This is a genomic window from Microcoleus sp. T3_B1 (genome assembly GCF_036700445.1).
Lineage (GTDB): Bacteria > Cyanobacteriota > Cyanobacteriia > Cyanobacteriales > Microcoleaceae > Microcoleus.
This window is the reverse complement of the sequence record NZ_JAUBOX010000066.1, coordinates 22,529-45,434: the sequence shown is the minus strand read 5'-3', so window position 1 is coordinate 45,434 and position 22,906 is coordinate 22,529. Positions and strand designations below refer to the sequence as shown.

Annotated in this window: 19 protein-coding genes; 10 read left to right on the top strand and 9 right to left on the bottom strand. The window is 44.9% G+C overall.

The features are described from left to right. Positions 1 to 33: 33 nt before the first annotated feature. On the bottom strand, positions 34 to 834 hold the full coding sequence (locus QT990_RS26605) for a transposase (protein ID WP_333465948.1): 801 nt from the start codon (positions 832 to 834) through the stop codon (positions 34 to 36). A 74-nt stretch (positions 835 to 908) separates the two neighbouring features. On the opposite strand from QT990_RS26605, the gene tnpA reads away from it, so the two are divergent. Further along, positions 909 to 1,316, top strand: a complete 408-nt coding sequence (gene tnpA, locus QT990_RS26600) for an IS200/IS605 family transposase (protein WP_333145409.1) — start codon at positions 909 to 911, stop codon at positions 1,314 to 1,316. A gap of 148 nt (positions 1,317 to 1,464) precedes the next feature. Here tnpA and QT990_RS26595 read toward each other — a convergent pair whose 3' ends face one another. Continuing rightward, positions 1,465 to 2,109: a pentapeptide repeat-containing protein gene (locus tag QT990_RS26595; protein WP_333056817.1), complete on the bottom strand. Its 645-nt coding sequence runs from the start codon at positions 2,107 to 2,109 to the stop codon at positions 1,465 to 1,467. Positions 2,110 to 3,196: 1,087 nt separating this feature from the next. Here QT990_RS26595 and QT990_RS26590 point away from each other — a divergent pair. Further along, positions 3,197 to 3,634 carry a helix-turn-helix domain-containing protein gene (locus tag QT990_RS26590; RefSeq protein ID WP_333145410.1) on the top strand — a complete coding sequence of 146 codons (438 nt, stop codon included), beginning with the start codon at positions 3,197 to 3,199 and terminating at the stop codon, positions 3,632 to 3,634. Between the two features lie 296 nt (positions 3,635 to 3,930). Here the strand turns inward: QT990_RS26590 and QT990_RS26585 are convergent, their stop codons facing one another. After that, positions 3,931 to 4,284 carry a metal-sensitive transcriptional regulator gene (locus QT990_RS26585; protein WP_333145411.1) on the bottom strand — a complete coding sequence of 118 codons (354 nt, stop codon included), beginning with the start codon at positions 4,282 to 4,284 and terminating at the stop codon, positions 3,931 to 3,933. Positions 4,285 to 4,567: 283 nt separating this feature from the next. Between QT990_RS26585 and QT990_RS26580 the strand changes: the two genes are divergently transcribed. The 8 genes from QT990_RS26580 to QT990_RS26545 all read left to right on the top strand — a co-directional run bounded on the left by QT990_RS26580 (position 4,568) and on the right by QT990_RS26545 (position 18,742). Continuing rightward, positions 4,568 to 5,812: an HhoA/HhoB/HtrA family serine endopeptidase gene (locus QT990_RS26580; RefSeq protein WP_333145413.1), complete on the top strand. Its 1,245-nt coding sequence runs from the start codon at positions 4,568 to 4,570 to the stop codon at positions 5,810 to 5,812. A 758-nt stretch (positions 5,813 to 6,570) separates the two neighbouring features. Further along, on the top strand, positions 6,571 to 8,988 hold the full coding sequence (locus QT990_RS26575; RefSeq protein ID WP_333465947.1) for an EF-hand domain-containing protein: 2,418 nt from the start codon (positions 6,571 to 6,573) through the stop codon (positions 8,986 to 8,988). A 400-nt stretch (positions 8,989 to 9,388) separates the two neighbouring features. Then, the gene (locus QT990_RS26570) at positions 9,389 to 10,030 is read left to right on the top strand and encodes an RNA ligase family protein (RefSeq protein ID WP_333145416.1); all 642 of its coding nucleotides are present in this window, start codon (positions 9,389 to 9,391) and stop codon (positions 10,028 to 10,030) included. A gap of 152 nt (positions 10,031 to 10,182) precedes the next feature. After that, positions 10,183 to 12,591 carry an EF-hand domain-containing protein gene (locus QT990_RS26565; RefSeq protein WP_445252050.1) on the top strand — a complete coding sequence of 803 codons (2,409 nt, stop codon included), beginning with the start codon at positions 10,183 to 10,185 and terminating at the stop codon, positions 12,589 to 12,591. 81 nt (positions 12,592 to 12,672) lie between these two features. Next, positions 12,673 to 14,067, top strand: a complete 1,395-nt coding sequence (locus QT990_RS26560) for an AIPR family protein (RefSeq protein ID WP_333145418.1) — start codon at positions 12,673 to 12,675, stop codon at positions 14,065 to 14,067. Positions 14,068 to 14,073: 6 nt separating this feature from the next. Then, complete coding sequence (locus QT990_RS26555) at positions 14,074 to 14,343, top strand: hypothetical protein (protein ID WP_333145419.1); 270 nt, start codon at positions 14,074 to 14,076, stop codon at positions 14,341 to 14,343. Positions 14,344 to 14,394: 51 nt separating this feature from the next. Next, positions 14,395 to 16,047: a site-specific DNA-methyltransferase gene (locus QT990_RS26550; protein WP_333145420.1), complete on the top strand. Its 1,653-nt coding sequence runs from the start codon at positions 14,395 to 14,397 to the stop codon at positions 16,045 to 16,047. Next, entirely contained in the window at positions 16,028 to 18,742 is a 2,715-nt protein-coding gene (locus QT990_RS26545; protein ID WP_333145421.1) for a DEAD/DEAH box helicase family protein, read from the top strand. Before QT990_RS26550 ends, QT990_RS26545 begins: the two co-directional genes overlap by 20 nt. Before the next feature lie 147 nt (positions 18,743 to 18,889). Here the strand turns inward: QT990_RS26545 and QT990_RS35895 are convergent, their stop codons facing one another. The 6 genes from QT990_RS35895 to QT990_RS26520 form a co-directional block, all read right to left on the bottom strand. Continuing rightward, complete coding sequence (locus QT990_RS35895; RefSeq protein ID WP_333145432.1) at positions 18,890 to 19,180, bottom strand: type II toxin-antitoxin system PemK/MazF family toxin; 291 nt, start codon at positions 19,178 to 19,180, stop codon at positions 18,890 to 18,892. Between the two features lie 26 nt (positions 19,181 to 19,206). Further along, positions 19,207 to 19,437: a hypothetical protein gene (locus QT990_RS26540; protein ID WP_333056803.1), complete on the bottom strand. Its 231-nt coding sequence runs from the start codon at positions 19,435 to 19,437 to the stop codon at positions 19,207 to 19,209. Positions 19,438 to 19,583: 146 nt separating this feature from the next. After that, positions 19,584 to 19,913 (bottom strand): ACP S-malonyltransferase, encoded by a 330-nt coding sequence (locus tag QT990_RS26535; protein ID WP_333465946.1) that lies wholly within the window; start codon positions 19,911 to 19,913, stop codon positions 19,584 to 19,586. Then, positions 19,910 to 20,284, bottom strand: a complete 375-nt coding sequence (locus tag QT990_RS26530; RefSeq protein WP_333465945.1) for a DUF433 domain-containing protein — start codon at positions 20,282 to 20,284, stop codon at positions 19,910 to 19,912. The genes QT990_RS26535 and QT990_RS26530 overlap by 4 nt, the downstream gene beginning before the upstream one ends. A gap of 209 nt (positions 20,285 to 20,493) precedes the next feature. After that, positions 20,494 to 21,723, bottom strand: coding sequence for a glutathione S-transferase family protein (locus QT990_RS26525; protein ID WP_333465944.1), 1,230 nt, complete (start codon positions 21,721 to 21,723; stop codon positions 20,494 to 20,496). Positions 21,724 to 21,967: 244 nt separating this feature from the next. Then, positions 21,968 to 22,906, bottom strand: a 939-nt coding sequence (locus QT990_RS26520; RefSeq protein ID WP_333465943.1) for a calcium-binding protein, incomplete at its 5' end; no start/stop codon positions are given.

Below are 22,906 nucleotides of genomic sequence, written 5' to 3'. Positions count from 1 at the left end.
TCTGGTGGCTGTGGGCTTTTTCATTCCTTTATTTTACCAGATGCCGCCACTTAAGTTTTTTTGACCTGAATCCTTACCTGTGGGCTTTCCTTCCTTCCTGGTTGCAACTTTCTTATTCCATAGCTGATTCATTGCCTTCATAGCGCGAGCATCAATCAAGAAAGAATTTCCTAACGTGTCAACGCAAGCAGCTAAATTCTCAGCAGTTCCCAAATCGATTGACAGCGCTTGACTAGGATCTAAATCGTGCTTCTGTAATTCTACTTCGTAAGACATTTCCAAGTAGAAAACACCATTTTTAGGGAGAATAGTGAATTCTTTAACTTTAGAGTAATCAATGTTCGACGGCATGGGCAGAAAGAATTCAGAAATCCCAAACCACCGCCGCACTGTCACACCCAAGGAAAATCTCAACTGATTGCCGACAAGTGTTGGCTTCAGTCCTCCAGAATTTGGGTAAGCTACTTTGAACAGCTTAGACCCTGTTAGATAGCTCGGAGGCTTAGGCTTAAAGTGCAATTGATTCTGGACGTACAAAGCCCTTAACTCTTTGAAACTTTTAAACGCCTCCGTAACGGACATCAAGGTTTGTTGCATGGGGGTTGAAGGCAACGACTTAGCAACAATTGACTTGGAAATTGACGGTTCAAAAGATAAATCAAATTTTCCAGTCAGCAGTTTTCCTGTCTTGAAAAATGTCTGACGAGCTAAATAGACAGCACTGTTATACAGGGTGCCAGATTGCCGACAAAGATAATCTAATACCGCCTCAATTTCTTCAGTGGGAGATAGCAATACTTGCTGTATTCCCATTGTTCTTTTGACTTTAGCCACCTCTTTTTCCTAAAAGTGATTTATTCAGTTTAGATAAGTAGAGTTGACAATTCAATCGATATCAACAAAACTTTATGTTGCCACTTCCCGAATACCAAACGCACAACCACGTTAAGTTCCTACTTAACTACCACTTCGTGTTTATTCCTAAGCGTCGCAAGAAAGTTCTGGTCGGTGACATAGTAACTAGACTTCGAGAAATATTTTTAGCGCTTTCAACCGAGAAAGGTTGGGATCTTCTAGCCTTGGAGGTAGCGCCAGATCACGTACATCTGTTCGTAGCTGTTAAGCCGATGGACACCCCTGCGTTGGTGATTAAAGTATTCAAAGGGCGTTCTAGTCACCATTTAATGGCTGAGTTTCCTGAACTGAAAAAGCTGCCATCTTTATGGACGAGCAGCTATTTTGTTAGTACAGCAGGCAATATTAGTAGCGAGGTCGTGAAAAAATACATAGAAGACCCCCATCATTCGGCAAATTAAAGAAGAAAGAACACGGGGATTGAAATCCCCGTGTTCTTCCTTCTCAGGGCTAAAGCCACGCTCGTTTCCCGCTTCCCGTAAAATTTTTATGAAAAGCTCATTACCCTTTAGCCGCTGTTCTCGGCAACCATAAAAATTAACAAATAAATTAGTCGTGAATCGTGCCGTCGGGCATCGTTGTACCCTTAAGATATACTCCGCTCAGGTTGACTTTTGTGAGGTTTGCTCCCAACAGGTTGGCTCCGCTTAAGTCTGACGCACTTAAAATCGCTTCAGTCAAGTCTGCCCTAATTAGACTCGCCCCCATTAAGTCGGCTCCGCTAAGGTCTACTTTACTCAAGTTGGCCCCAATTAAATCGCATTCTGTGAGTACGGCCCTACGCAAGTTTACTCCGTAAAAATTTACTCCGTGCAAGTCGGCACGGCTGAGTGTTGCCCTTGATATGTTGGCTCCAATTAAAGTTGCTTGGATCAGGGAAGCTCCGCTCAAGTCTGCTTTACTGAGATTTGCTCCCATCAACTCAGCTCGATTCAAGTTAGCTTCAAGTAAAAGTGCTTCTGTGAGGTCGGCTCCACCTAAGTCTGCTTTGCTCAAATTAATCTTGCACAAATTGGCTTTGCCAAAGTTGACTCTGTTAAGTTTGGCTTTGCTGAGATTGGCTCCAATCAGGTCGGCTTCATACAGATTGGCTCCAATCAATTCTGCTTCGTAGAGGTAGACCTCGTGCAGGTAGACCCCGCTAAAATTTCTTTCTCCTATTGCATATAGCTTGAGCAGTTCGTCAACGTTCATTGTGGCTTCTCTACACCTTTTAAATGAAGAATACTGTCAGCAAGCTGGTTGCACCGGATGTTCTGCAGTTTTAGATTCTGAAATATTCACACCCAGGGTGAAACTTCCCTCAATCTGCAACGTTTGAGTATAAATTAGATGGTTTGGTCAGGGTGAAGGACAAAGCTGCATTCTCTTTTCCCTTTGGTTAAAAATTTATCTTTCAAAATTTTAACAACAAGTTCGATCGCACTTCCTAACTAAATCCCAAAGATTCTACGTGGAAACTCCGATCCAACCCATAACTTTTTATGGGTTGTTGAGCTTACTGAGTAGCAATGTGACCAGAATCACAAAAAAATGCTAGTAGGATCACATAGGAACTCCGCTTTCGATCACAGCAGGCGGGCAAAAATAGCCGATACTTATACTGTAATGCTGAGAAATTGACAATGCCCCCTCGTCGTGTTTTACTCAATTGGCGATAAAGCCAGTAGTTTCACGGATACTTGCCCGCTTGCTGTGAAAGTCGGTTGCAACGTCACTCGGCGCTACCGGCTCCGGGTAATGAGAGTGTTGATGTATCAATATTTCTCGCACAGCGAAAGCCAGAAATGCACTTCTGGGAGTAGGGGAATGTCTGTATAAAAATGCGATCGCTGGTGTACAGACATTCGCTTGTTTGCTAGCACCTAATGACTAAAAATCGCCCATACGTTCGCAAAAATTACCAAGAGATACCAGGAAAACCATGATAGATGTTTAACAATAAAAGAATAAATGGTATTCCTTAAGAGTCACCTATTGCCGCTAATCTTAGAGTCGATCGGTTAACGGCTATCAGTATTAGCAATGACGCTTGTCCATCAAATACAAAACTGACCCAGAAACCGGGTTTTTTACCAAAAAAATCGTTGCAACCTTGCTCCAGGTTAAAATAATCCGGTTTCTGAGGGTCTGAGTGCCTCCAGGAAGGAAAAAGTTTAATGAGAACGATCGCTTTTGTATTGCTTCAGGGCAAACAAAAGGTCAGCATTTAGGATGGGAGCGGCTTTTGCTCCCTTGTCAAACAAAGGTATTGTAGAACGCGAATCGTGAGGTAATTGATATGGCTGGAGTATGTAAACTTAGCATCACAGAGACAATTGAAGAACTAAAAAACCTGTTAAATGAACAAAAAACAGCAAGTGGCTTTCAAAAGATTCAAGCACTTTACCTGTTCAAAATTTGTCACGTTAAGACAGTTAAAGAATTGGCAATGACGATCGGGGTAAATCGAATTACAGTGCAGCGGTGGCTGAGAAAGTACCGATCTGACGGACTCGAAGGACTCCTCGAAACAAAGCACAGCGGCGGCCGCAAGCCTGCCATTCCTCCTCTGGCCCGCGCTAGTTTGGCAATGCGCCTCAGCAACCCCCAGGAAGGCTTTAAAAGCTATGGAGAGATTCAAGAGTGGTTGCAGCAGGAATACAGCATTGAGGCTTCCTATAAAGCGGTTTATGCAACAGTCAGATACCACCTAAAAGCCAAGCTGACGAAAGTCTAGACAGTTCATACCACGTCGGATTAAGCACCGATTATCTAATGGTTAACCGTCAGCTTTTGAAGATTTTGAGGAGTTGCGTCATTACGACAAACCTGACTAATCGTTTTTTAACAAAACTCGCTCTCCTCAACTGCGGATCATATAAATTATATGTTGTGGCAATGGGGGTGAAGGGGAGAAGATTTGATGCTTTTCCCGCGTTTGTGAAAGATGCTTAAAAAATTGGCCAGAAATCATAACTTGGAAGTTTGGTATAATTGGCAGGTTTTGTTATATGATGTAAAAATTGGCAGCGGCTAAGGCAAAAACCGATCCAAAGCCGCTTTCAACTCTTCAATTTCGGTATCAATATTGCCTTCTTTCGCGGCTCTGGCGATGCACTCAGTTAAGTGTTCGTCAAGAATGATTCTCGCTACGCGATCGAGCGCGCCTCGAACTGCAGCAACTTGCACGAGAACTTCGGGACAGGGACGGTTTTCTTGCACCATTGTTTTAATGCCGCGGACGTGTCCCTCAATCCGAGACAAGCGATTTACCAGCCGCCGCCTCGATTCTTCATCGTGATGGTGAGGGTGGGCTGATTCAGCGTCGTGATGGTGGTGGGAATTTGAGGGCAAGGATTTGTCAGTAGAAGTATCAGATAGAATCATTGGGGTTATACCATTTTAGATTTTAGATTTTAGATTTTAGATTGGGAATGAGTGATTTGGTAATGGTTGGGCCCAGGGGCCTAGAGTTGCATTCTTTTTTTGAAACTGGTATTACGAGGGAAATTTAAAAGTTAGAATTCAGAATATGTTGAGTTGGTGCGGGCTAGTGACTCATGTATTGTAACTGTCAAAATATATTTAGGATCTTTATGGTGACAGATTATTGAGTCCGCACGATCGCACACCCTTACCAGACTAACCCAGACTAACAAAGATTGACGCTATGCGACTATTTAAGTTTTTTCGCCCCGCCCCTCGAACCGGTGATCGTTGGTTCGCCCTAATTTTAGGAATGACGATCGCCCTGAGTGCGTTAGCAATCAATCCTGCACCCGCTACCGCCGCTGATGGCAGCAATCCGCCCAACTTACAGTTCCAGAGTTTCCCAGCCACCGCTGCGAATCCGCAACTGTTAGCGCTGCGGGGCTCGGAACTCCCAGGGGACACCGGCAGTTTTGTGACAGCGGCTGTCGATCGAGTCGGGCTGGCAGTTGTTCGTATTGATACCGAGCGCACCGTCAGTCGCAACCTCGACCCCTTAATGGAAGACCCCTTCTTCCGCAGATTTTTGGGAGAAGATTTACGCAGCCTGACCCCCAGACAAGAACGGTTGCGCGGTCAAGGTTCTGGCTTCATCATTGACAAAAGCGGGATTGTTTTAACCAACGCTCACGTAGTTGACAAAGCCGATCGAGTGACAGTCACCTTAAACGACGGCAGAACATTTCCAGGAGAAGTGCAAGGTACTGACGAAGTAACAGATTTGGCGGTTGTCAAAATTAATACCAAGCAATTAAACCTGCCGACGGCCACCTTGGGAGATTCCGACGCGGTGAAAGTGGGAGATTGGGCGATCGCCGTGGGGAACCCCCTGGGATTTGACAACACCGTCACTTTAGGCATCATCAGCACCCTCAAACGCTCCAGTGCAGCCGTCGGCATTCCCGACAAGCGCCTTGATTTCATTCAAACCGACGCCGCCATCAATCCCGGCAATTCCGGTGGCCCCCTGTTAAACAGCAGAGGAGAAGTGATTGGCATCAACACGGCGATTCGAGCCGATGCAATGGGTATTGGGTTTGCGATTCCCATCGACAAAGCCAAGGCCATCTACGCGCAGTTAGCCAAGGGAGAACAAGTCAGCCATCCGTTTTTAGGGATTCAGATGATTGCTTTGACTCCTGAAATGGCCAGAGAGAATAATTCTGACCCCAATGCTCCTTTAATTGTGCCGGAAGTGAAAGGGGTGTTAGTGATGCGAGTTGTGCCAAATACGCCTGCTGAGGAAGCAGGGATTCGCAAGGGGGATGTCATCGTTCAAATTGACGGCGAGGGAGTGACTGAACCCGAACAGTTGCAAAATTTGGTGGAAAACAGCCAAATCGGTCAAATTCTAAAACTGAAGGTGCGCCGCGGTGCCCAGATTAAAGAAGTTCCGGTTCAAACTGCTCAACTGAGAGATTTTTAACTAGAACGGGAAGGGGGGAAATCGTTAAAACCCCCTCTTCGACTCGATCGCGTGCTGGGCATAAAAATTGTTAACCAATGAAATAGGATTGCTATCATATAGCCTTTTTCAGAAAGATGAGGTACTATCCGGCCTAGGGCATAGGACATAGGGCATAGGGCATAGGGCATACCTCACTTTTTTGAGAACCGCTATAGATGATTTAAATTCACTCAACTATGACCGAATATTGCGCCTACTTTTAACTCAAATCCTGATGCAAAAGGATCTCGCCCTTCAGTCTAGATCGCACTCTAACCGCTTCAGCTCAAATCCGCGCTTCATCGGAATCACAAAGTCGAGTCAAGTGGCAATCATATGTATCTTCGATCTATCAGCGCAATTTTGAGTTTATCGACCCACAGTCAACTGTCAAATTTCAACCAGAAAAACTCTTGATTGACTTAAATACGGATCGCTTTCTAACTCTTTAATTTACCAACTAAAACGCCCACTCCTTGCGATAACCCTGGCAACTATGCAGAGTTATAGTATCATTTGTAACAGTTTCGTAATTCATCAGGAATTAAAGTAAGTGGGTTCAAATAAACATTACATGATAGCCAGAGTTTGGCACTCATCACATCTCTCTTAGTATATATTCTAGGCGAAACCAGCCCCTACAAAAGCTTACAAAATATTATTGTTTTTTTGTGATTCCCTACTTATATTAGCGATAATTAATAGACATAAAATAAAAAAATCCGGGAAAATTTAGTATGACCTCTGTGGAGTTTGAAAAAAAAGCCATGACTGAAGAAGAGGAGGCCAAGTTATGGGAAGTGTTCAAAGTATTGGACGCGGACGGGAGCGGTGCTATTTCATCAGAAGAACTCGGTCAAGTGATGCGATCGCTAGGACAGAGTGCTAACGAAACCGAGCTGCGCGAAATGATCGAGGAAGTGGACTTAGACAAGTCTGGCAGTATCGATTTTGAGGAATTCAAAATGCTGATGGTATCCCAGCAAGGCGATCGCCAGAGTCGTCTCAAAATGTCATTTAGTGTATTTGATGAAAACGGTAGCGGTCAAATCACTAAAAACGAGATGCAGGATGTGATAAGCCCGTTTGGGCTGACAGAGCCAGAGCTCGATGAGATCATCGAAGAGGCAGACCATGACGGCAATGCCTTAATTGACTTTGAGGAATTCTGCACACTAATACCCGATGAGCCAGAGCTCACAACAGCAGATCAAGACTCGCCGATTCCGGTTGTCAGTACACAAACAACCGAGATTTCAGATAGTACAGCCGCTGCGATCGAAAGTATAGCCACTGCTGTCAACGAGGCAGCTTCTGCCACTATTGAACCTAATCTAGAAGATATACAAGAACCACCCACCGGTTGCAATCGAGAAATAGCGCGGCTAAAAGAACTACTTGCCCAACACCCACAAGCCCAGAAGAAGCGCGGTACGTCCCGCTTGGAGATGCAGATTGGTTTGTTTCGTCTGATCCAGGGAGCAGCCTACCGCAGCTTCCGCGAGAGTTTCTGTGCCAACCACGAGACTCACCTGTGCGTGAGAGACTTGCCATACAAAATTGCTGATTTTGTGCGATTTGTCAGGAGTGCGATCGCGCTTTATAAAGGATTGGGTGTAGTAGAGTCGGCGTGCAACCCTCTACTGGATGCAGTAGTTAAATCGCTCGAAGATGAATATGCCCGACTAGAGCATCGCATCAAGAACTGGAAAACCATAGAAAAAACTCCAGAAATGTTGGCCCAAGAACAAGCCATGTTGCAGGCGCGGGATAAGTCTGCCACCGCCAAGGAGAAGTTTGGGGCGGCAGTGGAGTTGGCAATGACCATCAAAAAGGATAGTGTCAACTTGCGTGACATTGCCGAGGGTGTGCTTGCCATCAACGAACTCAACCGACTGCGAAACCTGGAGCTGAGTGAGAGCATGGCAGCGCCACCAGCCAAATCCGAGGGAGATCCCAAGGAGTACCTGAAGAAGTGGAACCGCGTCATCCTCTCGGAGGCATTAGAGGAAATAGATGGTGCGATGATGCCAGTAGCATATTGGTATGAAGACTTTATGCCGAAGTTGCTGGCTGCCTTCAGCGTCATTACCGCAGCAGACATTCCCTTCAACACGGTGCCTGATGAAGCAGCTTTAAACGAGTGGTACGAAGCGACTAAAACGTCAGGGGAATTTGGGCGCTATGGGGCGGATGTTGCAGAAAACTTTCCCAAATGCGCTCCAAAACAGAAGCTGATGCTTCAACAGGCATGGCGCTTGACGCACCACTACCTCAATGGGATACAGAAACGGCGCGAACGCTTAGAGTCTGGGCGCGAGTCTGGGGAACTCTCGCAATATGTGGCATTCATCGATGTGTATATCGATCGCACTGAAGTAAAGAATTCACAAATGCGGGTCAGTTTCCCTTACTATATTGGCCCTGCGGTGTGGCGTTTCTTGCACACTACGGCTGAGATAGTCTCTACCAAGACGCCAGAACAGCAAAAAACTCTGGTTGTCATCTTCAAGCACTTCTTCAACCTGTTTGCCAGTATGTATCCCTGCCCCTACTGCCGCCACCACCTCAACGCCTACGTTGTGCAGAATAAAGAGGTGGAAATTTACCCTGTGGAGTACCTCGTGCTTGGGCGCGACCCGCGTCTGAATAGCTTTGAGGTATCAATGGAGGCAAAGCTTTCCACGGTAGTAGATGGCCCTTCTCTGCGCTTATTCTTCTGGAAGTTGCACAACACTGTCTCTTCATCAATTGCGCGATCGGAGGAGTGGTATCAAAAGGATGAGGAAGCATTCTACACCACCCGTTATTGGCCCAGCATTGAGTCTGAGCTAGCACGAGCCAAAGCCCTCAAACAAATCAGCATTGCCACCGATCGAATGTACCGCCTCTACACTATACTCAAGCCCGCAGCACGACTGACAGGGGTGAGAGCAATATTGCATAAGCTGTTGGATAAGAGGGATGAGGAAGGCATCAAGGAGGTATGCTTAGTTGCTCAAGATTACATCCAGGAGTTGGACGAGGCGATCGTCACGGGACAATTCCTACAAGAGACATACTACTTTGACCCTGACTTTGTGGATGAACCTCCTGTATTCACTCCTGAAGAAGAGGAGTTTGCTCGCAGCGGTGTGTTCGTAGAGGCTACTTGAATATCAGTCAGTAAAAACTTAAGTTTTTCAGCTTAACTCACATCTTGCACCATTCTCAATTACTTGTTTAGGAACAGGCTTTTCGGCCTGTTCCACAAGAAAACTCATTCTTTGTGGAACGGGCCGGAGAGCCCGTTTAGGAACAGGCTTTCCGGCCCGTTCCACAAGAAAACTCATTCTTTGTGGAACGGGCCGGAGAGCCCGTTCTTGACAATGGTGCAAGATATCAGTTAACTTTTTACGCCTTCAAAGATATAGATAGCAATACTCCAGGAGTTCGGTACGGGAAAAACCGCGATCGTTTTATGGCAAACGCTTTCGTCGGTTATGGCGTAAACTGAGAATAGTCTCTTTTGTTGCGGAGCGATCGTCTTCTGCAAGCTTCGCTAACGCACGACTTATGCTTCTTGCCTATCCCAAAATTCCAGATAGTAAAAATTGCCCTTACGAACAATGTGTAGCTTTTGAGAAGTACGATGGCACTAATTTGCATTGGGTTTGGGAAGTTGAACTTGGTTGGTATGCTTTTGGTACGCGCCGCAGTAGATTTGATTTGGATGAGATGGGAATTGCAGAATTTAATGCTGCACATCCAGGTTTAGAAGAAGCACCGGAAATATTTAAAAGAGACTTTGCTAGTCCCTTAGAGTCTATATTTCGAGAGAACGAACTGTATCACTGCCCTGAAATTACTGTGTTTACAGAGTTTTTTGGTGCTAACTCGTTTGCGGGAAGGCACAAAAAGGACGATCGCAAACAACTGGTGCTTTTTGATGTGGAAACTGAGGGCGGTATGGTTGTTCCCGATCGGTTTATTCAGGATTTTGGTAAATTAAATATTGCGCGAGTGATTTATCGCGGCAAACTGACGGGCAAGTTTATGGACGATGTTCGCAAGGGGAAATACGGTGTAGATGAAGGTGTTGTGTGCAAGGGAGGCCGCAATGCTAATAATCTGTGGATGGTGAAGATTAAGACTGATGCGTATATGCAGAGATTGCAGCAAGCTTTTAAGGATGATTGGGAAAATTACTGGGAGTAATATCAAACTGATAGATCGACGGTCACAAGCCAAAGTGGGAGAAATCGGCAACCCCCTTGGATTTGATAATACCGTTGCGTAACTCATCAGGAATTAAAGTATATTGGTCATAATCAATAGACAGCCAATAAAAAATCAGGGAGGATTTAGTGATGACATCTGTGCAGCTTGAAAAAAAAGCCATAACTGAAGAAGATGTGGCAAAGTTATGGGAAGCTTTTAAAGTATTTGACGCGGACGGGAGCGGTGCTATCTCATCAGAAGAACTGGGTCAAGTGATGCGATCGCTAGGCCAGAGTCCTAACGAAACCGATCTGCGCGACATGATCAAAGAAGTGGACGTAGACTTGTCTGGCAGTATCGATTTTGAGGAATTCAAAATGCTGATGGTGTCCCACCAAGGCGATCGCCAGAGTCGTCTCAAAATGGCATTTAGTGTATTTGATGAAAACGGTAGCGGTCAAATCACCAGAGACGAGCTGCACGGCGTGATGAGCCAGTTTGGGCTGACAGAGCAAGAGCTCGATGAGATCATCAAAGAGGTAGATCATGACGGCGATGCCTCAATTGACTTTAAGGAATTCTGCAAACTGGTACCCGATGAGTCAGAGATCGCAACCGGATATCAAGACTCGCCGGTTCCGGTTGTCAGCACACAGACAACCGAGATTTCAGACAGTACAGCGGCTGCGATCGCAACTACAGCAACTGCTATCAATGAGGCAGATTCTGCCACTATTGAACCTAATCTACAAGAAGCACCCAACGATAGCAATCCAGAAATAGCGCGCCTAAAAGAACTACTCGCGCAACACCCACAAGCTGAGAGCAAGCGCGGTACCTCCCGCTTGCAGATGCAGATTGGTTTGTTTCGTCTGATCCAGGGAGCAGCCTACCGCAGCTTCCGTGAGAGTTTCTCGGCCAACCACGAGACTCACCTGCGCGTGAGAAACTTGCCCTACAGAATCGTTGATTTTGTGCAATTTGTCAGATGTGCGATCGGGCTTTATAAAGGATTGGGTGTAGTAGAGTCGGCGTGCAACCCTCTACTGGATGCAGTAGTTAAATCGATCGAAGATGAATATGCCAGACTACAAGATCGCATCAAAAACTGGAAGACTATAGAAAAAACTCCAGAAATGTTGGCAGAACAAAAAGCCATGTTGGAAGCGCGGGGTAAGTCTGCCAGCGCCAAGGAAAAGTTTGCGGCGGGAGTCGAGTTTGCCATCACCATCAAGAAGAAAAGTCTCAACTTGCGTGACATCGCCGAGGGTGTGCTTGCCATCAACGAACTCAACCGATTGAGAAAAATGGAACTGAGTGAGGAAATGGCACCGCCACCAGTCAAATCTGAGGGAGATCCCAAAGAGTACCTGAAGAAGTGGAACCGCGTCATCCTCTCGGATGCCTCAGAGGAAATCGATGGTGCGATGATGCCAGTCGCCTATTGGTATGAAGACTTTATGCCGAAGCTGCTGGCTGCCTTCAGCGTCAGCACAGCAGCAGACATCCCCTTGAATACGGTGGCTGACGAAGCAGCTTTAAACCAGTGGTACGAAGCCACCAAGGCGTCAGGGGAATTTGGGCGCTATGGGGCGGATGTTGTAGAAAGCTTTCCCAAATGCGCTCCAAAACAGAAGCTAATGCTCAAACAGGCATGGCGCTTGACGCACAACTACCTGAATGGGGTACAGAAACGGCGCGAACGCTTGGAGTTTGGGCGCGAGTCTGGCGAACTCTCGCAATATGTATCGTTCATTGACGTTTATATCGATCGCAGTGAAATAAAGAATTCACAAATGCGCGTCAGCTTCCCGTATTATATTGGCCCTGCGGTGTGGCGTTTCTTCCACACTACGGCTGAAATCGTCTCTACCAAGACCCCCCAACAGCAAAAAACTCTGGTGGCAATCTTCAAGGACTTTTTCAAGCTGTTTGCCACTATGTATCCCTGCCCCTACTGCCGCCACCACCTCAACGCCTACGTCGTGCAGAATAAAGAGGTGGAAATGTACCCTGTAGAGTACCTCGTGCTTGGGCGTGACCCGCGTCTGAATGACTTTGAGGTATCAATGGAGGCAAAGTTATCGACCGTAGTAGATGGCGCTTCCCTGCGCTTATTCTTCTGGAAGCTGCACAATACTGTCTCCTCATCAATTGCGCGATCGGAGGAGTGGTATCACAAGGATGAGAAAGCATTCTATACCACCCGTTATTGGCCTAGCATTGACTCTGAGCTAGCACGAGCCAAGGCCCTCAAACACATTAGCATTGCCACCGATCGGATGTACCGCCTCTACGGTATGCTCAAGCCTGCGGCACGACTGACAGGGGTGAGAGCAACTTTGCAAAAGCTGTTGGATAAGCGCGATGAGGAAGGCATCAAGGAGGCTTGCTTAGTTGCCCAAGATTATATCAAGGAGTTGGAGGAGGCGATCGTCACCGGACAATTCTTACAAGAGACATATTACTTTGACCCTGACCTTGTGGATCGAGCTCCCGTCTTTAGTCCTGAAGAAGAGGAGTTTGCTCGCAGCGGTGTGTTCGTAGAGGTTGCTTAGATATTAGTGAGTAAAAAGTTAAGCTTTTAAGCTTAACTTTTTACCGCTCCTAGAAAAAATTAAAATATTAATAATCGCTCAATGCCTAAGCCGAATACCCATGCCAAAAAGACTCAAATCATTGAGGTACTAAAGCAGGATTATTTTCAAATGACCGCGCAGCTTCAGAGGAACTGGACACCAGAGCAACATGAAAAAAATCGATTGAGTCGTTCTTTGGCTGCATTTGCGATCGCCAATCTTGCCGATCTTACCCCTGCTCAAGCGGCTAACTCAATTGTCAATGGGGAAAATGATAATGGGATTGATGCCATTTATTTCGATCGGATTAAAAAATTGCTTTTGTTGGTACAGGCTAAGGCGGGGAATGCTCCAAATATGGGTGATAATAAAAAATTTTGTGATGGGATTAGAGATTTAGTCCATCAACGTTTTCAGAAATTTAATGATGGCTTTGCGCGGTTGCAGCAAGATGTTGAAGATGCTTTAAATACTAACGGAGTAAAAATAGTTGGCTGTAATATATATCTTGATGAAAGCCTGAGTTCTCATGTGATTACGGATCTTAATCAGTTAAAAAGTGAACTGAATCAGTTCGATCAACGTTTTGAATGGCAAGATTTAAATATTAGCATAACACATGGTTGGTTGACAGCAAAACACGCGATCGCCCCTGTTGATGTAGTCTTGACCTTGGAAAAGTGGCATTGTTTAGATCGGCCGCGTAGGGCATTTTATGGATTGGTTAAGGCTTCAGAACTTGCCTCTTTATATCAAGAGCATAATAAGTCGCTTTTTGAGAAAAATATCCGTTATTACCTAGGTGCAGAGGATGTTAACTTAGCGATTGCGGAAACTGTCAAAGAGCAACCATCTGAACTATTTTATCTCAACAATGGTCTGACGATTACTTGTTCGGTAATTAGTCTGACATCGGGACATACACAGGAATCAACTCAATTTACTTTAAAAGATTTTTCCGTCGTAAATGGCGCGCAAACGGTAGGAGCGATCGCTTCGGTTTATAATGCTAATGGTTCAATATCTGCTGATGCAAAGTTATTAGTTACAATTATTGAAGTGGGGACGGAGACTGACAATATTGGCGAAAAAATTACTGGGGCAAGAAATACGCAAAATGCTGTGCGTGATGTTTATTTTGCCGCGTTAGATTCCAATCAAGAGCGTTTGCGACAGGAATGTATGGTATCGAATATTGTTTATGAATATCGACCATCGGCGGAGCGAAATCAGGATGCGATTACAATTGAACAGGCGGCAGTTGCTCTTGCTTGTTTTAGTGGTAATACGGAAATATTGGTTGCAGCAAAGAGAGAAATTGGTCAACTTTATAAGCGTTATTATTCAACTCTTTTTAGTAATGAAATTTCAGGGATTATGCTTTGTCGGTATGTGCGAATATTTCAATATTTAGATAGCATTTTTTCTGCTTCAGAAAATGCTGCAACAGGTTGACAAAAGATGTTTTATAAGCATGGTAGATTTTTTATTCTGGATATTCTCGGAAGACGCCATAAACCATTGATCAATAAAGTAGAGATTGAGTTGTCTGATGATGATCAAATAGAATTGTCACGAATTGCGTTAGAGCTTGCCGAATTGATTTATAATATTGCTGAATCTCAATTTGCTAGTGACCAGAAGGGTTATCTAGCAATTTTCAAGAGTTTAACCGATGTTGTTCCTTTAACGAGTAGGGTGATGCAAGAGTTAGATCCCAGGAATAATTAGACTAAAAATCAGAATATTCCTAGAGTTTAACTGTTGAGAAAAAGATTAATTATGACTAAAAAGCAGAGACTAGAATTAACCTGGATTGGTAAGGATATTCGCCCCAAGCTGGAGCCGCGAATTTTGCTGGAAGATCCAGAGATGTCTTATCATGCGGCTCATCAGGTGAGTGAAAATGATATTTTTGATAATCGCTTAATCTTTGGGGATAATTTATTGGCTCTCAAGGCTTTGGAGTCAGAGTTTATAGGAAAAGTTAAATGTGTTTTTATCGATCCGCCATATAATACAGGCTCAGCTTTTGAACATTATGATGATGGAGTTGAACATTCTATTTGGCTTGGTTTAATGCGCGATCGTTTAGAGATTTTGCGTAATCTATTGTCGAATGATGGTTCTTTATGGATTACGATTGATGATAATGAAGCGCATTATTTGAAAGTGATGTGTGACGAGATTTTTGGGCGCGTAAATTTTGTTGCGAATGTAATCTGGCAGAAGAAGTATGCGGCATCGAATGATGCACTTTGGTTCAGTAACGATCACGACCACATTTTAGTTTATGCGAAAGTTAAAACGTCTTGGAAACCGAATAGACTTCCTAGAACTGAAAAATCAAACTCAGCATACAAAAACCCTGACAATGATCCTCGTGGTGCTTGGCAATCAGACAATTATACTTGTAACAAATCTATTGATGAGCGTCCTAATCTATACTATCCAATCACTAATCCAAATACTGGTGAAATTATTCTCCCTAAGAAAACGGCAGTATGGAGATATTCGCGTGAGAGACATGAAGATAATGAACAACAGGGCTTAGTGTATTGGGGAGTAGAAGGAAAGAACTCTGTACCTCGCTTCAAGAGATTATTAAGTGCGGTTTCTGACAAAGGAGGAGTACCACAAACAATATGGACATGGGAAGAAGTGGGTCATAATCAAGATGCTAAACGAGAGCAGTTGCAACTTAATGCACAAGAACCCTTTTCAACTCCTAAACCTGAAAAGCTACTAGAACGTATTCTTCAACTTGCCACTAATCCCAAAGATATTGTTCTTGATTCGTTTGCAGGTTCAGGAACAACAGGCGCAGTCGCCCATAAAATGGGAAGACGCTGGATCATGATTGAACTCGGCGAACATTGTCATACTCATATCATTCCCCGACTCAAAAAAGTAATTGATGGCGAAGATCAAGGTGGAATTAGCAAAGCAGTTAACTGGAAAGGTGGCGGCGGGTTTCGATACTATCATCTTGCACCATCCCTACTAGAAAAAGACAAATGGGATAACTGGGTAATCAATAAAAACTATAACGCCGCGATGCTTGCCGAAGCACTCTGCAAAATCGAAGGTTTCACCTACGCACCATCAGACACCTTCTATTGGCAACATGGCTATTCCACCGAAAGCGACTTTATCTATGTCACCACCCAAAATCTTAGTCACGAACAACTATCCAAACTTGCAGACGAAGTAGGACAAGAGCGCACCCTACTTGTTTTATGTACCGCCTTTCGAGGTCAAACCGACATATTCCCAAACCTCACCGTTAAAAAAATTCCTAAACAAATCCTTTCACGGTGTGAATGGGGACATGATGATTACAGCCTAAAAATTGAAAACTTGCCAAAAGCACCCCCAAAGTTCGGACAATTAACACTATTTGACATGGATACCTATGATAAATCAACTTGTTAATAATATTTCTAATCGTCTCAGTCTGCGCCATCCCCAGCGCCAATCTTTAGAAATTCTCGATCGCATTTGTAAACTCTTATCCCTCCCAGACATCATAGATAGAGAAACAAGTTTAGTTGCCATCAAAAAAGAATTCCCAACGTTTACTGACTTCGAGCGCGACTTCCCATCCCTATGTTTTGCCCTAGCCACAGGTGTTGGTAAAACTCGACTCATGGGCGCTTTTATTAGTTACTTATACCTAGCATATAACATTAAAAACTTCTTTATCCTTGCCCCAAACCTGACCATTTATAACAAACTAATTACCGATTTCACGCCCAACACCTCAAAGTATGTATTTACGGGTATCTCTGAATTTGCGCTCTCTCCACCAGTCATCATCACAGGTGACAACTATGAAATGAATGCGCGAACGATCTTAGATCAACAAATTTCATGCAAAATTAATATTTTCAATATCTCAAAAATTAACTCAGAAGTACGCGGCGGTAAAAGCCCCAAAATCAAACGACTATCCGAATATATTGGCGAAAGCTATTTTGATTACCTGTCTCAATTAAAAGACCTCGTAATTCTAATGGATGAATCGCACCGATATCGCGCATCAGCAGGAGTTCGCGCTATTAACGAATTAAAACCATTAATGGGGCTAGAACTTACCGCCACACCCTTTATCGAAACCAATAAAGGTTCAGTAGCTTTCAAAAATGTCATCTATGACTATCCCCTCGGACGTGCCATAACCGATGGATTTATTAAAGATCCAGCAGTCGTCACCCGCAAAGACTTTAACCCTAGAGCAATGTCACCAGACGCGATCGAGCGTCTTAAACTAGAAGACGGCATCTATCTCCATGAAAATATTAAAGCTGAATTAGAAACCTATGCTATTCAAACTGGAAAACAAATTGTTAAACCCTTTCTGTTAGTGATTGCCCGTGACACTACCCACGCCTCAAAACTCATGGAACTCATTCAATCTGATGAGTTTTCCGAAGGAAATTATAAACATAAAGTTATTCAAGTTGATTCTAGTAAAACGGGCGCTCAAGAAGATGAAATGGTAGAGCGATTGCTCAAAGTAGAACATACCGATGAACCTACTGAAATAGTTATCCATGTAAATATGCTCAAAGAAGGTTGGGATGTCACCAACCTCTATACAATTGTCCCTCTGAGAGCCGCAAATTCTAAAATCCTGATCGAGCAATCTATTGGAAGGGGCTTGCGTTTGCCCTATGGAATGCGTACAGGTGTCGAAATTGTCGATCGCCTAAATATCGTCGCCCATGACAAGTTTCAAGAAATTGTCGATGAAGCAAAGCGCCCAGAATCCCAAATCCGCCTGAAACAAATTATCCTCACAGATGAAGACTTACAGCAAAAGACACAAACAGTAATTTCGCGATCGCAACTAGCCCAAAATCTAGGACTTCACCCCGAACAACCCATTAATTTACCTGATAATTTACCTGCAACCGAACCCCAAAATATTCAACAATCCCTATTTCAATCACCTATAGAACAAAAGATTGCACAGCTTACATACCAAGAAATCCTAAAGCTTGAAAGCCGCCCCGAAGAAGTCCCAACCACCGCCCATCTCGCATCCCCAAAAGTTCAGGGAAGGGTGCGCGAAGCCGTAGCTAGAGAATATCAACCCGCACAAATGGAACTTGAAGGTATAATAGCACCTCCAGATATTGAAGCGATCGTTGCGAAAACAACGAATTTAGTTATCCAGCAAACCATCAATATTCCTAAGATTCTTGTTATTCCTAAAGGGCAAGTGCGATCGGGTTTCAGGTCTTTTGCCCTAGATATCACAGGCTTAAATTATCCCGTTCCCTCCCAAGAAGAATTACATATTCAATCGCTAACAACGAATAAAGTTGAATTTATGGGAATTATCAAAGAAAACTTTGAAGAATCACGGCTAGAAAACTATATTGTCAAAAATTTAGTCAACTTCGATGATATTTGCTATGACGAACACGCTGATTTACTCTATGACCTGGCGGGTCAAGTTCTTAGCCATCTTATGACCTACTTATCCGAAGAAGATACACACAAAGTTTTACGCTGTTACCAAAGGGAAATTGCCAATTTTGTCCATAGCCAAATGCAGCCACATTTCTGGGAAGAAACAACAGGTTATGAGGTCAGAATCAGTAAAGGTTTTACAGCATTAAAAGATAGCGCCTACACTACAAATGCTAAGAATTGCCTTGATTATCAATCTTCGCCACGAGACAAAAGCAATATGTCCAAATATCTGTTTACAGGCTTCTCCAAATGCCTCTATCGAGAACAGAAATTTGAATCGGAAGCAGAAAGAATACTAGCACTGATTTTAGAACGGGATGCAATCAAATGGTTTAAACCCGCAAAAGGACAATTTCAGCTTTATTACAAATGGCAGGGAAAATATTCAGAATATCAACCAGATTTTGTGGCTGAAACAGAAGAAGTTATCTATATGCTGGAACCAAAAGCTCGAAATGAAATTGACAATCCTCAAGTGCTTGCTAAGAAAGATGTCGCAGTTCAATGGTGTCAATATGCTTCGGACTATATGCTAAAGCACGGTGGCAAACCTTGGAAATATGTCTTAATTCCCCATGATGAGATCAAAGAAAATATGAGACTCCAAAAACTAAGCGATCGCTATACCGCCACTACTAAGGGTTAATTTCAGGGGCGATCGGGATCTAAAAAGTAATCACTAGCCATGCTACCAACCGATGCCAAAGGGCGAAATCTAGGAAAATATTTCAACTATCGAGAAATCCTTCATTACTCGATGCTATATTTTTAGCCCCCCAGCTTTTCCATTACCCTACTCTTCAAGTTCTAAATATCGAGCCAAAATCTGTTTAATTTCTGGTATTTGGTGCAACTCCAATTGCCCAAGACAGCGCACAAGTCTGCGTTTATCAAACGTCATCGGATCGACGCACACGATAAAACTCTCGGTACTCAGACCATTGAGAGTCGAAGGAATTACTGGCAAAATAATGGGCCGTAAATGCTCGTTTGGAACAGCAGAAGTGATGGGCAGAACTGTAACTTTACTGCGTTGATTAAAAGCAGTTCCTGAAATAATTACCGCCGATCGAGTCTTGCGGATTTCTGTACCGACTCAAGGATCGAAATTCACGAGCCAGATGCTTCCCAGTCGGTAATCGCTGCTTGCTGCCATGCTTCATCCTCATCGGCTAATTCATCGCTCAGTTCATCGAGCAATAAACAGGCTTCTACCATTGCCTCCTGTTCTTGTTGTTTGCGCCATGCTTGCAATAAAAGCTCAATTAGCCGACTGCGATTTTCTACACGATCGTCAATGTAACGCACTAGCTCATCTGGCAAAGAGATAGATACTTTCATAAAAAATACTCGATAGTGTTGGAAACGCAGTTTTTTTGGCTTGTTCGGCTAGCAGCACTGCCTTAGTTATTGGCTCACCTTACGGAACAAAAAGACGACCAACGCCCATCCAGGTTTCGATATCCAGCAAGATTTCCAGAATACGGTCAACTTGGGCGGTTTCGATAGACTCGATCGGCTAAAAATCGATCGGCATCTCCAATCGTAATCACAGGAAGGGAATCCACTGTATTTTCTTCTCTGATCACCTGTTCCAGGGAGTCTTCACCCCTCATGCTGCGGTTGGCAGTAAGCAAGATCATTTGATTGGCCTGAGCAAGTCGCCAAACAACTCGATCGTTACTGTCGAGCGACAAATTCATCTGCTTGAAAGTCACCAAACGAATTGGGAGTAGATTTAACCAGCCTTGACTCGCAATATTTCCTAATAAAATCTCTGCATGACCTCCGAGATTGTGATCGATCAGAAAATTCATGCTTCTAGTTCGTGTTTGGCTTTCTGCTCTTGAAGTTTGGCCCAAAGAGCCTCTCGACCGGGTTTGGGTGGCATCGCTGCAACGCGGGCTGAATGTTCGCGATTGCGTTCTTCCCAGTAATGCTGAATTTCCTTAGCTTGCCTTAAAACAATTTGATATTCTGCTTCGACTTCTGCACGATTTGCCTCAATGTAGGATAAAGCAACGTCCATCTGAGCGTCTGTTAATTCAAACAAGGAACGGATAAACTTCGGGGGATATTGAGCCGTCAGGTAGTCCATCACATCATAGAGAGTGATGCGCGTACCTGAAATTGTCAGTCCGCGCTCTGTACGAATAATAATTGGTTGGTTGTTGGATACTGAAACCATACCCATAGCCTCTGAAACCGCTTAGGAATAACCCGATCGTACCTTACAAATTGGTAATGTCGTGTTTGTAGAAACCTTTGAGCAAATCTATCAGACGCCCCCTATAGCAATCCTAAATCAGTACAAATATGTAGGGGTAGTGCTAAGAGTGCCTACCCCCACGGATCGGGGCAACCACGGGGGGTTTGCCCCTACAACAATTAAACAATTCATTTAGGATCGCTATACACAAAATTAGCCGGATCTTGATCTCGCCGATGCTTCAGCAGAATCGGAGAACCTTGGCCATCACCCACCAAAGCCGCCGTTTCCTCCAACGCTTCCCTCAATCGCTTGGCCGCGTAGATCGACATATCGCGGGGCACATTCACCCGATCGCGCAAATACCGCAAAGCCGCATCAGAACCAGCCGGCGGCGTACAAACTTCGCCAGTCATCATCAAAGTTAAAGCACAACGCAAAGCCTCATCGAATAACTTGTCATCAGCAGGATTGACTCGAACGATGTTGCGCTGGTGCTTAATGACGCGGTGAAGTGCTTCAGCGCGGGAGGTTTCCGGTTCTGGATACATCACATCCGGGAGTCCAGCCCAAGGCCCATTATCCACGCGGGCTTTATTGAGTAGCATCTGAGGTTCGCCGTTTTCATAACACCCGCCCATCTGAGGCGGTAAATCATGGACGTGGGTGTGAAAATCGCTCTGAGTGCCGCGATAGGTAGGGCGGGTTTCCATCGCCGCAAACCAGTCAGCAAAGCGCGGGTTTTCTTCGCGCATCGAGTAGCCTTTGTAGTAGTAAAGACTGGCATTCATCCGTTCGACGTAGGGCGTAAAGATGACATCCGCTGTGCCAAATTCATCGAGGAAATAAGGCCCCGGAGTGCTAGCTAGGGCCTTTTCTACCTGGGTGACGACGCTGATAAATTGGTTGCGGTTGTGTTGTTCTACTTTGGCTGAACTTGCTGGGTAGCACAGCCAAGAGCACCAGGCTCTAAATAGCAGTCGCTCTAGCCGCCGCATAGGTACTACTGCGGGGTGTTCCATCCCCAAACCCAAGGGGCCATAGACTCGTTCCAGCGCGATTAAGATATCATCGCTTTCGGTGATGATGCGGCCGTCTAGTTCGATCGCCGGTAGCATTCCCGATGGCACTTTACGCTTGTACCAGCTTTCCTTTTCCCCATAGCAGAACATTGTAACTTTGTCAATACGGTAGGGGATTTCTTTTTCTTCCAGCCACAGCCAGATTTTTTGACAGTAGGGACACCAAGCGTGGTTGTCGCGGTACAGGGTGACTCGCACATCCGATTCGGTTTTACCAAAGAGGCGCAAGCGGGCTTGGGCGTTGGTTGGCCCGTTGACGCGATCGACTTGAAAGTCTGTGAGGGCTTCTAGTTGTGTCCAGCTTAGGGGGGTGGCGATCGTGGCGGTGGATGTCATGGGTGAATTAGTGCGGATGATGGTTGTCAGAAATATAGACTAAATGTATATCGTTTCTAAGTCGCGATCGTCCAAAAGTTAGCCACCCCCTTGATAATTCGGCGGTTGAAACAGGGGCAACCACGGGGGGATTGCCCCTACCACACAAACTTTCATCCGAGAGCTCTTCTGTTTCATTCTCAGTATTTTGTAGGGGTCGTGCCCCCGTGCCGACCCTCCCCATCCATTTAAGCCGGATTTGGGTTCAAATCAGAGCGAACATATCTTGGGTAAGCGAGCTTGATGACAAACCAGTGACAGACGCTAACAACTCACCAGTGCTGGCGATACGGATCAGGGTGTCCTGCGCCTGGATACCTGTACCCTGGCTAAATGTCAACTGGTTAAATGTTAGACCGCCGCTTAATGCCAGTAAATCTTGACCAGTCTGGAAATCAGTAATGATGTCCACTCCTGCACCAGAGTTCAGCACAAAGCGATCGCGACCCTCACCACCTATGAGCCAATCATTGCCTAAACCGCCATTGAGCAGGTCATCACCAGCACCACCGCTAACAGTATCATTTCCCAAGTCTCCAAAAAGGGTGTCATTTCCCAAGTCCCCGGAAACTAGGTCATCGTCCTTACCGCTGTGGACAACATCATTATCTTTACCGCCATAGACAGTATCATTTCCCATGTCTCCGAAGAGGGCATCATCTCCTAAATCTCCTAAAACCAGGTCATTATCCTTGCCGCCGCGAACAATATCGTTGCCTTTACCGCCGTAAAGAGAATCGTTTCCCTGATTGCCGTTGAGAAGGTCTTTGCCTTGATTGCCATAGAGCAAGTCATTACCCAATCCACCAACAAGAGTGTCATTTCCCGACTTACCGATTAAGACATCATCATTTTGAGTACCTGTGATTGAGTCGTCATTGTCAGTGCCCATTAAGGTGTCACCGCTAATCCCCTCAAGCGTTGGGGTTGGTAGTGGCGTTGGCTCTGGTAGTGGTGTCGGTGTCGGTGTTGGCTCTGGTAGTAGCGTTGGCTCTGGTATTGACGTTGGCTCTGGATTGGGTGTTGGTGTCGGTGTTGGTGTCGATATTGGCGTTGGTTCTGGATTGGGTGTTGGTGTCGATATTGGCGTTGGTTCTGGATTGGGTGTTGGTGTCGATATTGGCGTTGGTTCTGGATTGGGTGT

Coding starts and splice junctions, on each gene's coding strand:
- tnpA (WP_333145409.1), top strand. CDS start 909: ATGTTGCCACTTCCCGAATACCAAACGCACAACCACGTTAAGTTCCTA.
- QT990_RS26530 (WP_333465945.1), bottom strand. CDS start 20,284: ATGGTTTCAGTATCCAACAACCAACCAATTATTATTCGTACAGAGCGC.
- QT990_RS26570 (WP_333145416.1), top strand. CDS start 9,389: ATGCTTCTTGCCTATCCCAAAATTCCAGATAGTAAAAATTGCCCTTAC.
- QT990_RS26560 (WP_333145418.1), top strand. CDS start 12,673: ATGCCTAAGCCGAATACCCATGCCAAAAAGACTCAAATCATTGAGGTA.
- QT990_RS26575 (WP_333465947.1), top strand. CDS start 6,571: ATGACCTCTGTGGAGTTTGAAAAAAAAGCCATGACTGAAGAAGAGGAG.
- QT990_RS26545 (WP_333145421.1), top strand. CDS start 16,028: ATGATAAATCAACTTGTTAATAATATTTCTAATCGTCTCAGTCTGCGC.
- QT990_RS26565 (WP_445252050.1), top strand. CDS start 10,183: ATGACATCTGTGCAGCTTGAAAAAAAAGCCATAACTGAAGAAGATGTG.
- QT990_RS26585 (WP_333145411.1), bottom strand. CDS start 4,284: ATGATTCTATCTGATACTTCTACTGACAAATCCTTGCCCTCAAATTCC.
- QT990_RS26590 (WP_333145410.1), top strand. CDS start 3,197: ATGGCTGGAGTATGTAAACTTAGCATCACAGAGACAATTGAAGAACTA.
- QT990_RS26555 (WP_333145419.1), top strand. CDS start 14,074: ATGTTTTATAAGCATGGTAGATTTTTTATTCTGGATATTCTCGGAAGA.
- QT990_RS26540 (WP_333056803.1), bottom strand. CDS start 19,437: ATGAAAGTATCTATCTCTTTGCCAGATGAGCTAGTGCGTTACATTGAC.
- QT990_RS26550 (WP_333145420.1), top strand. CDS start 14,395: ATGACTAAAAAGCAGAGACTAGAATTAACCTGGATTGGTAAGGATATT.
- QT990_RS26580 (WP_333145413.1), top strand. CDS start 4,568: ATGCGACTATTTAAGTTTTTTCGCCCCGCCCCTCGAACCGGTGATCGT.
- QT990_RS26535 (WP_333465946.1), bottom strand. CDS start 19,913: ATGAATTTTCTGATCGATCACAATCTCGGAGGTCATGCAGAGATTTTA.
- QT990_RS26595 (WP_333056817.1), bottom strand. CDS start 2,109: ATGAACGTTGACGAACTGCTCAAGCTATATGCAATAGGAGAAAGAAAT.
- QT990_RS26525 (WP_333465944.1), bottom strand. CDS start 21,723: ATGACATCCACCGCCACGATCGCCACCCCCCTAAGCTGGACACAACTA.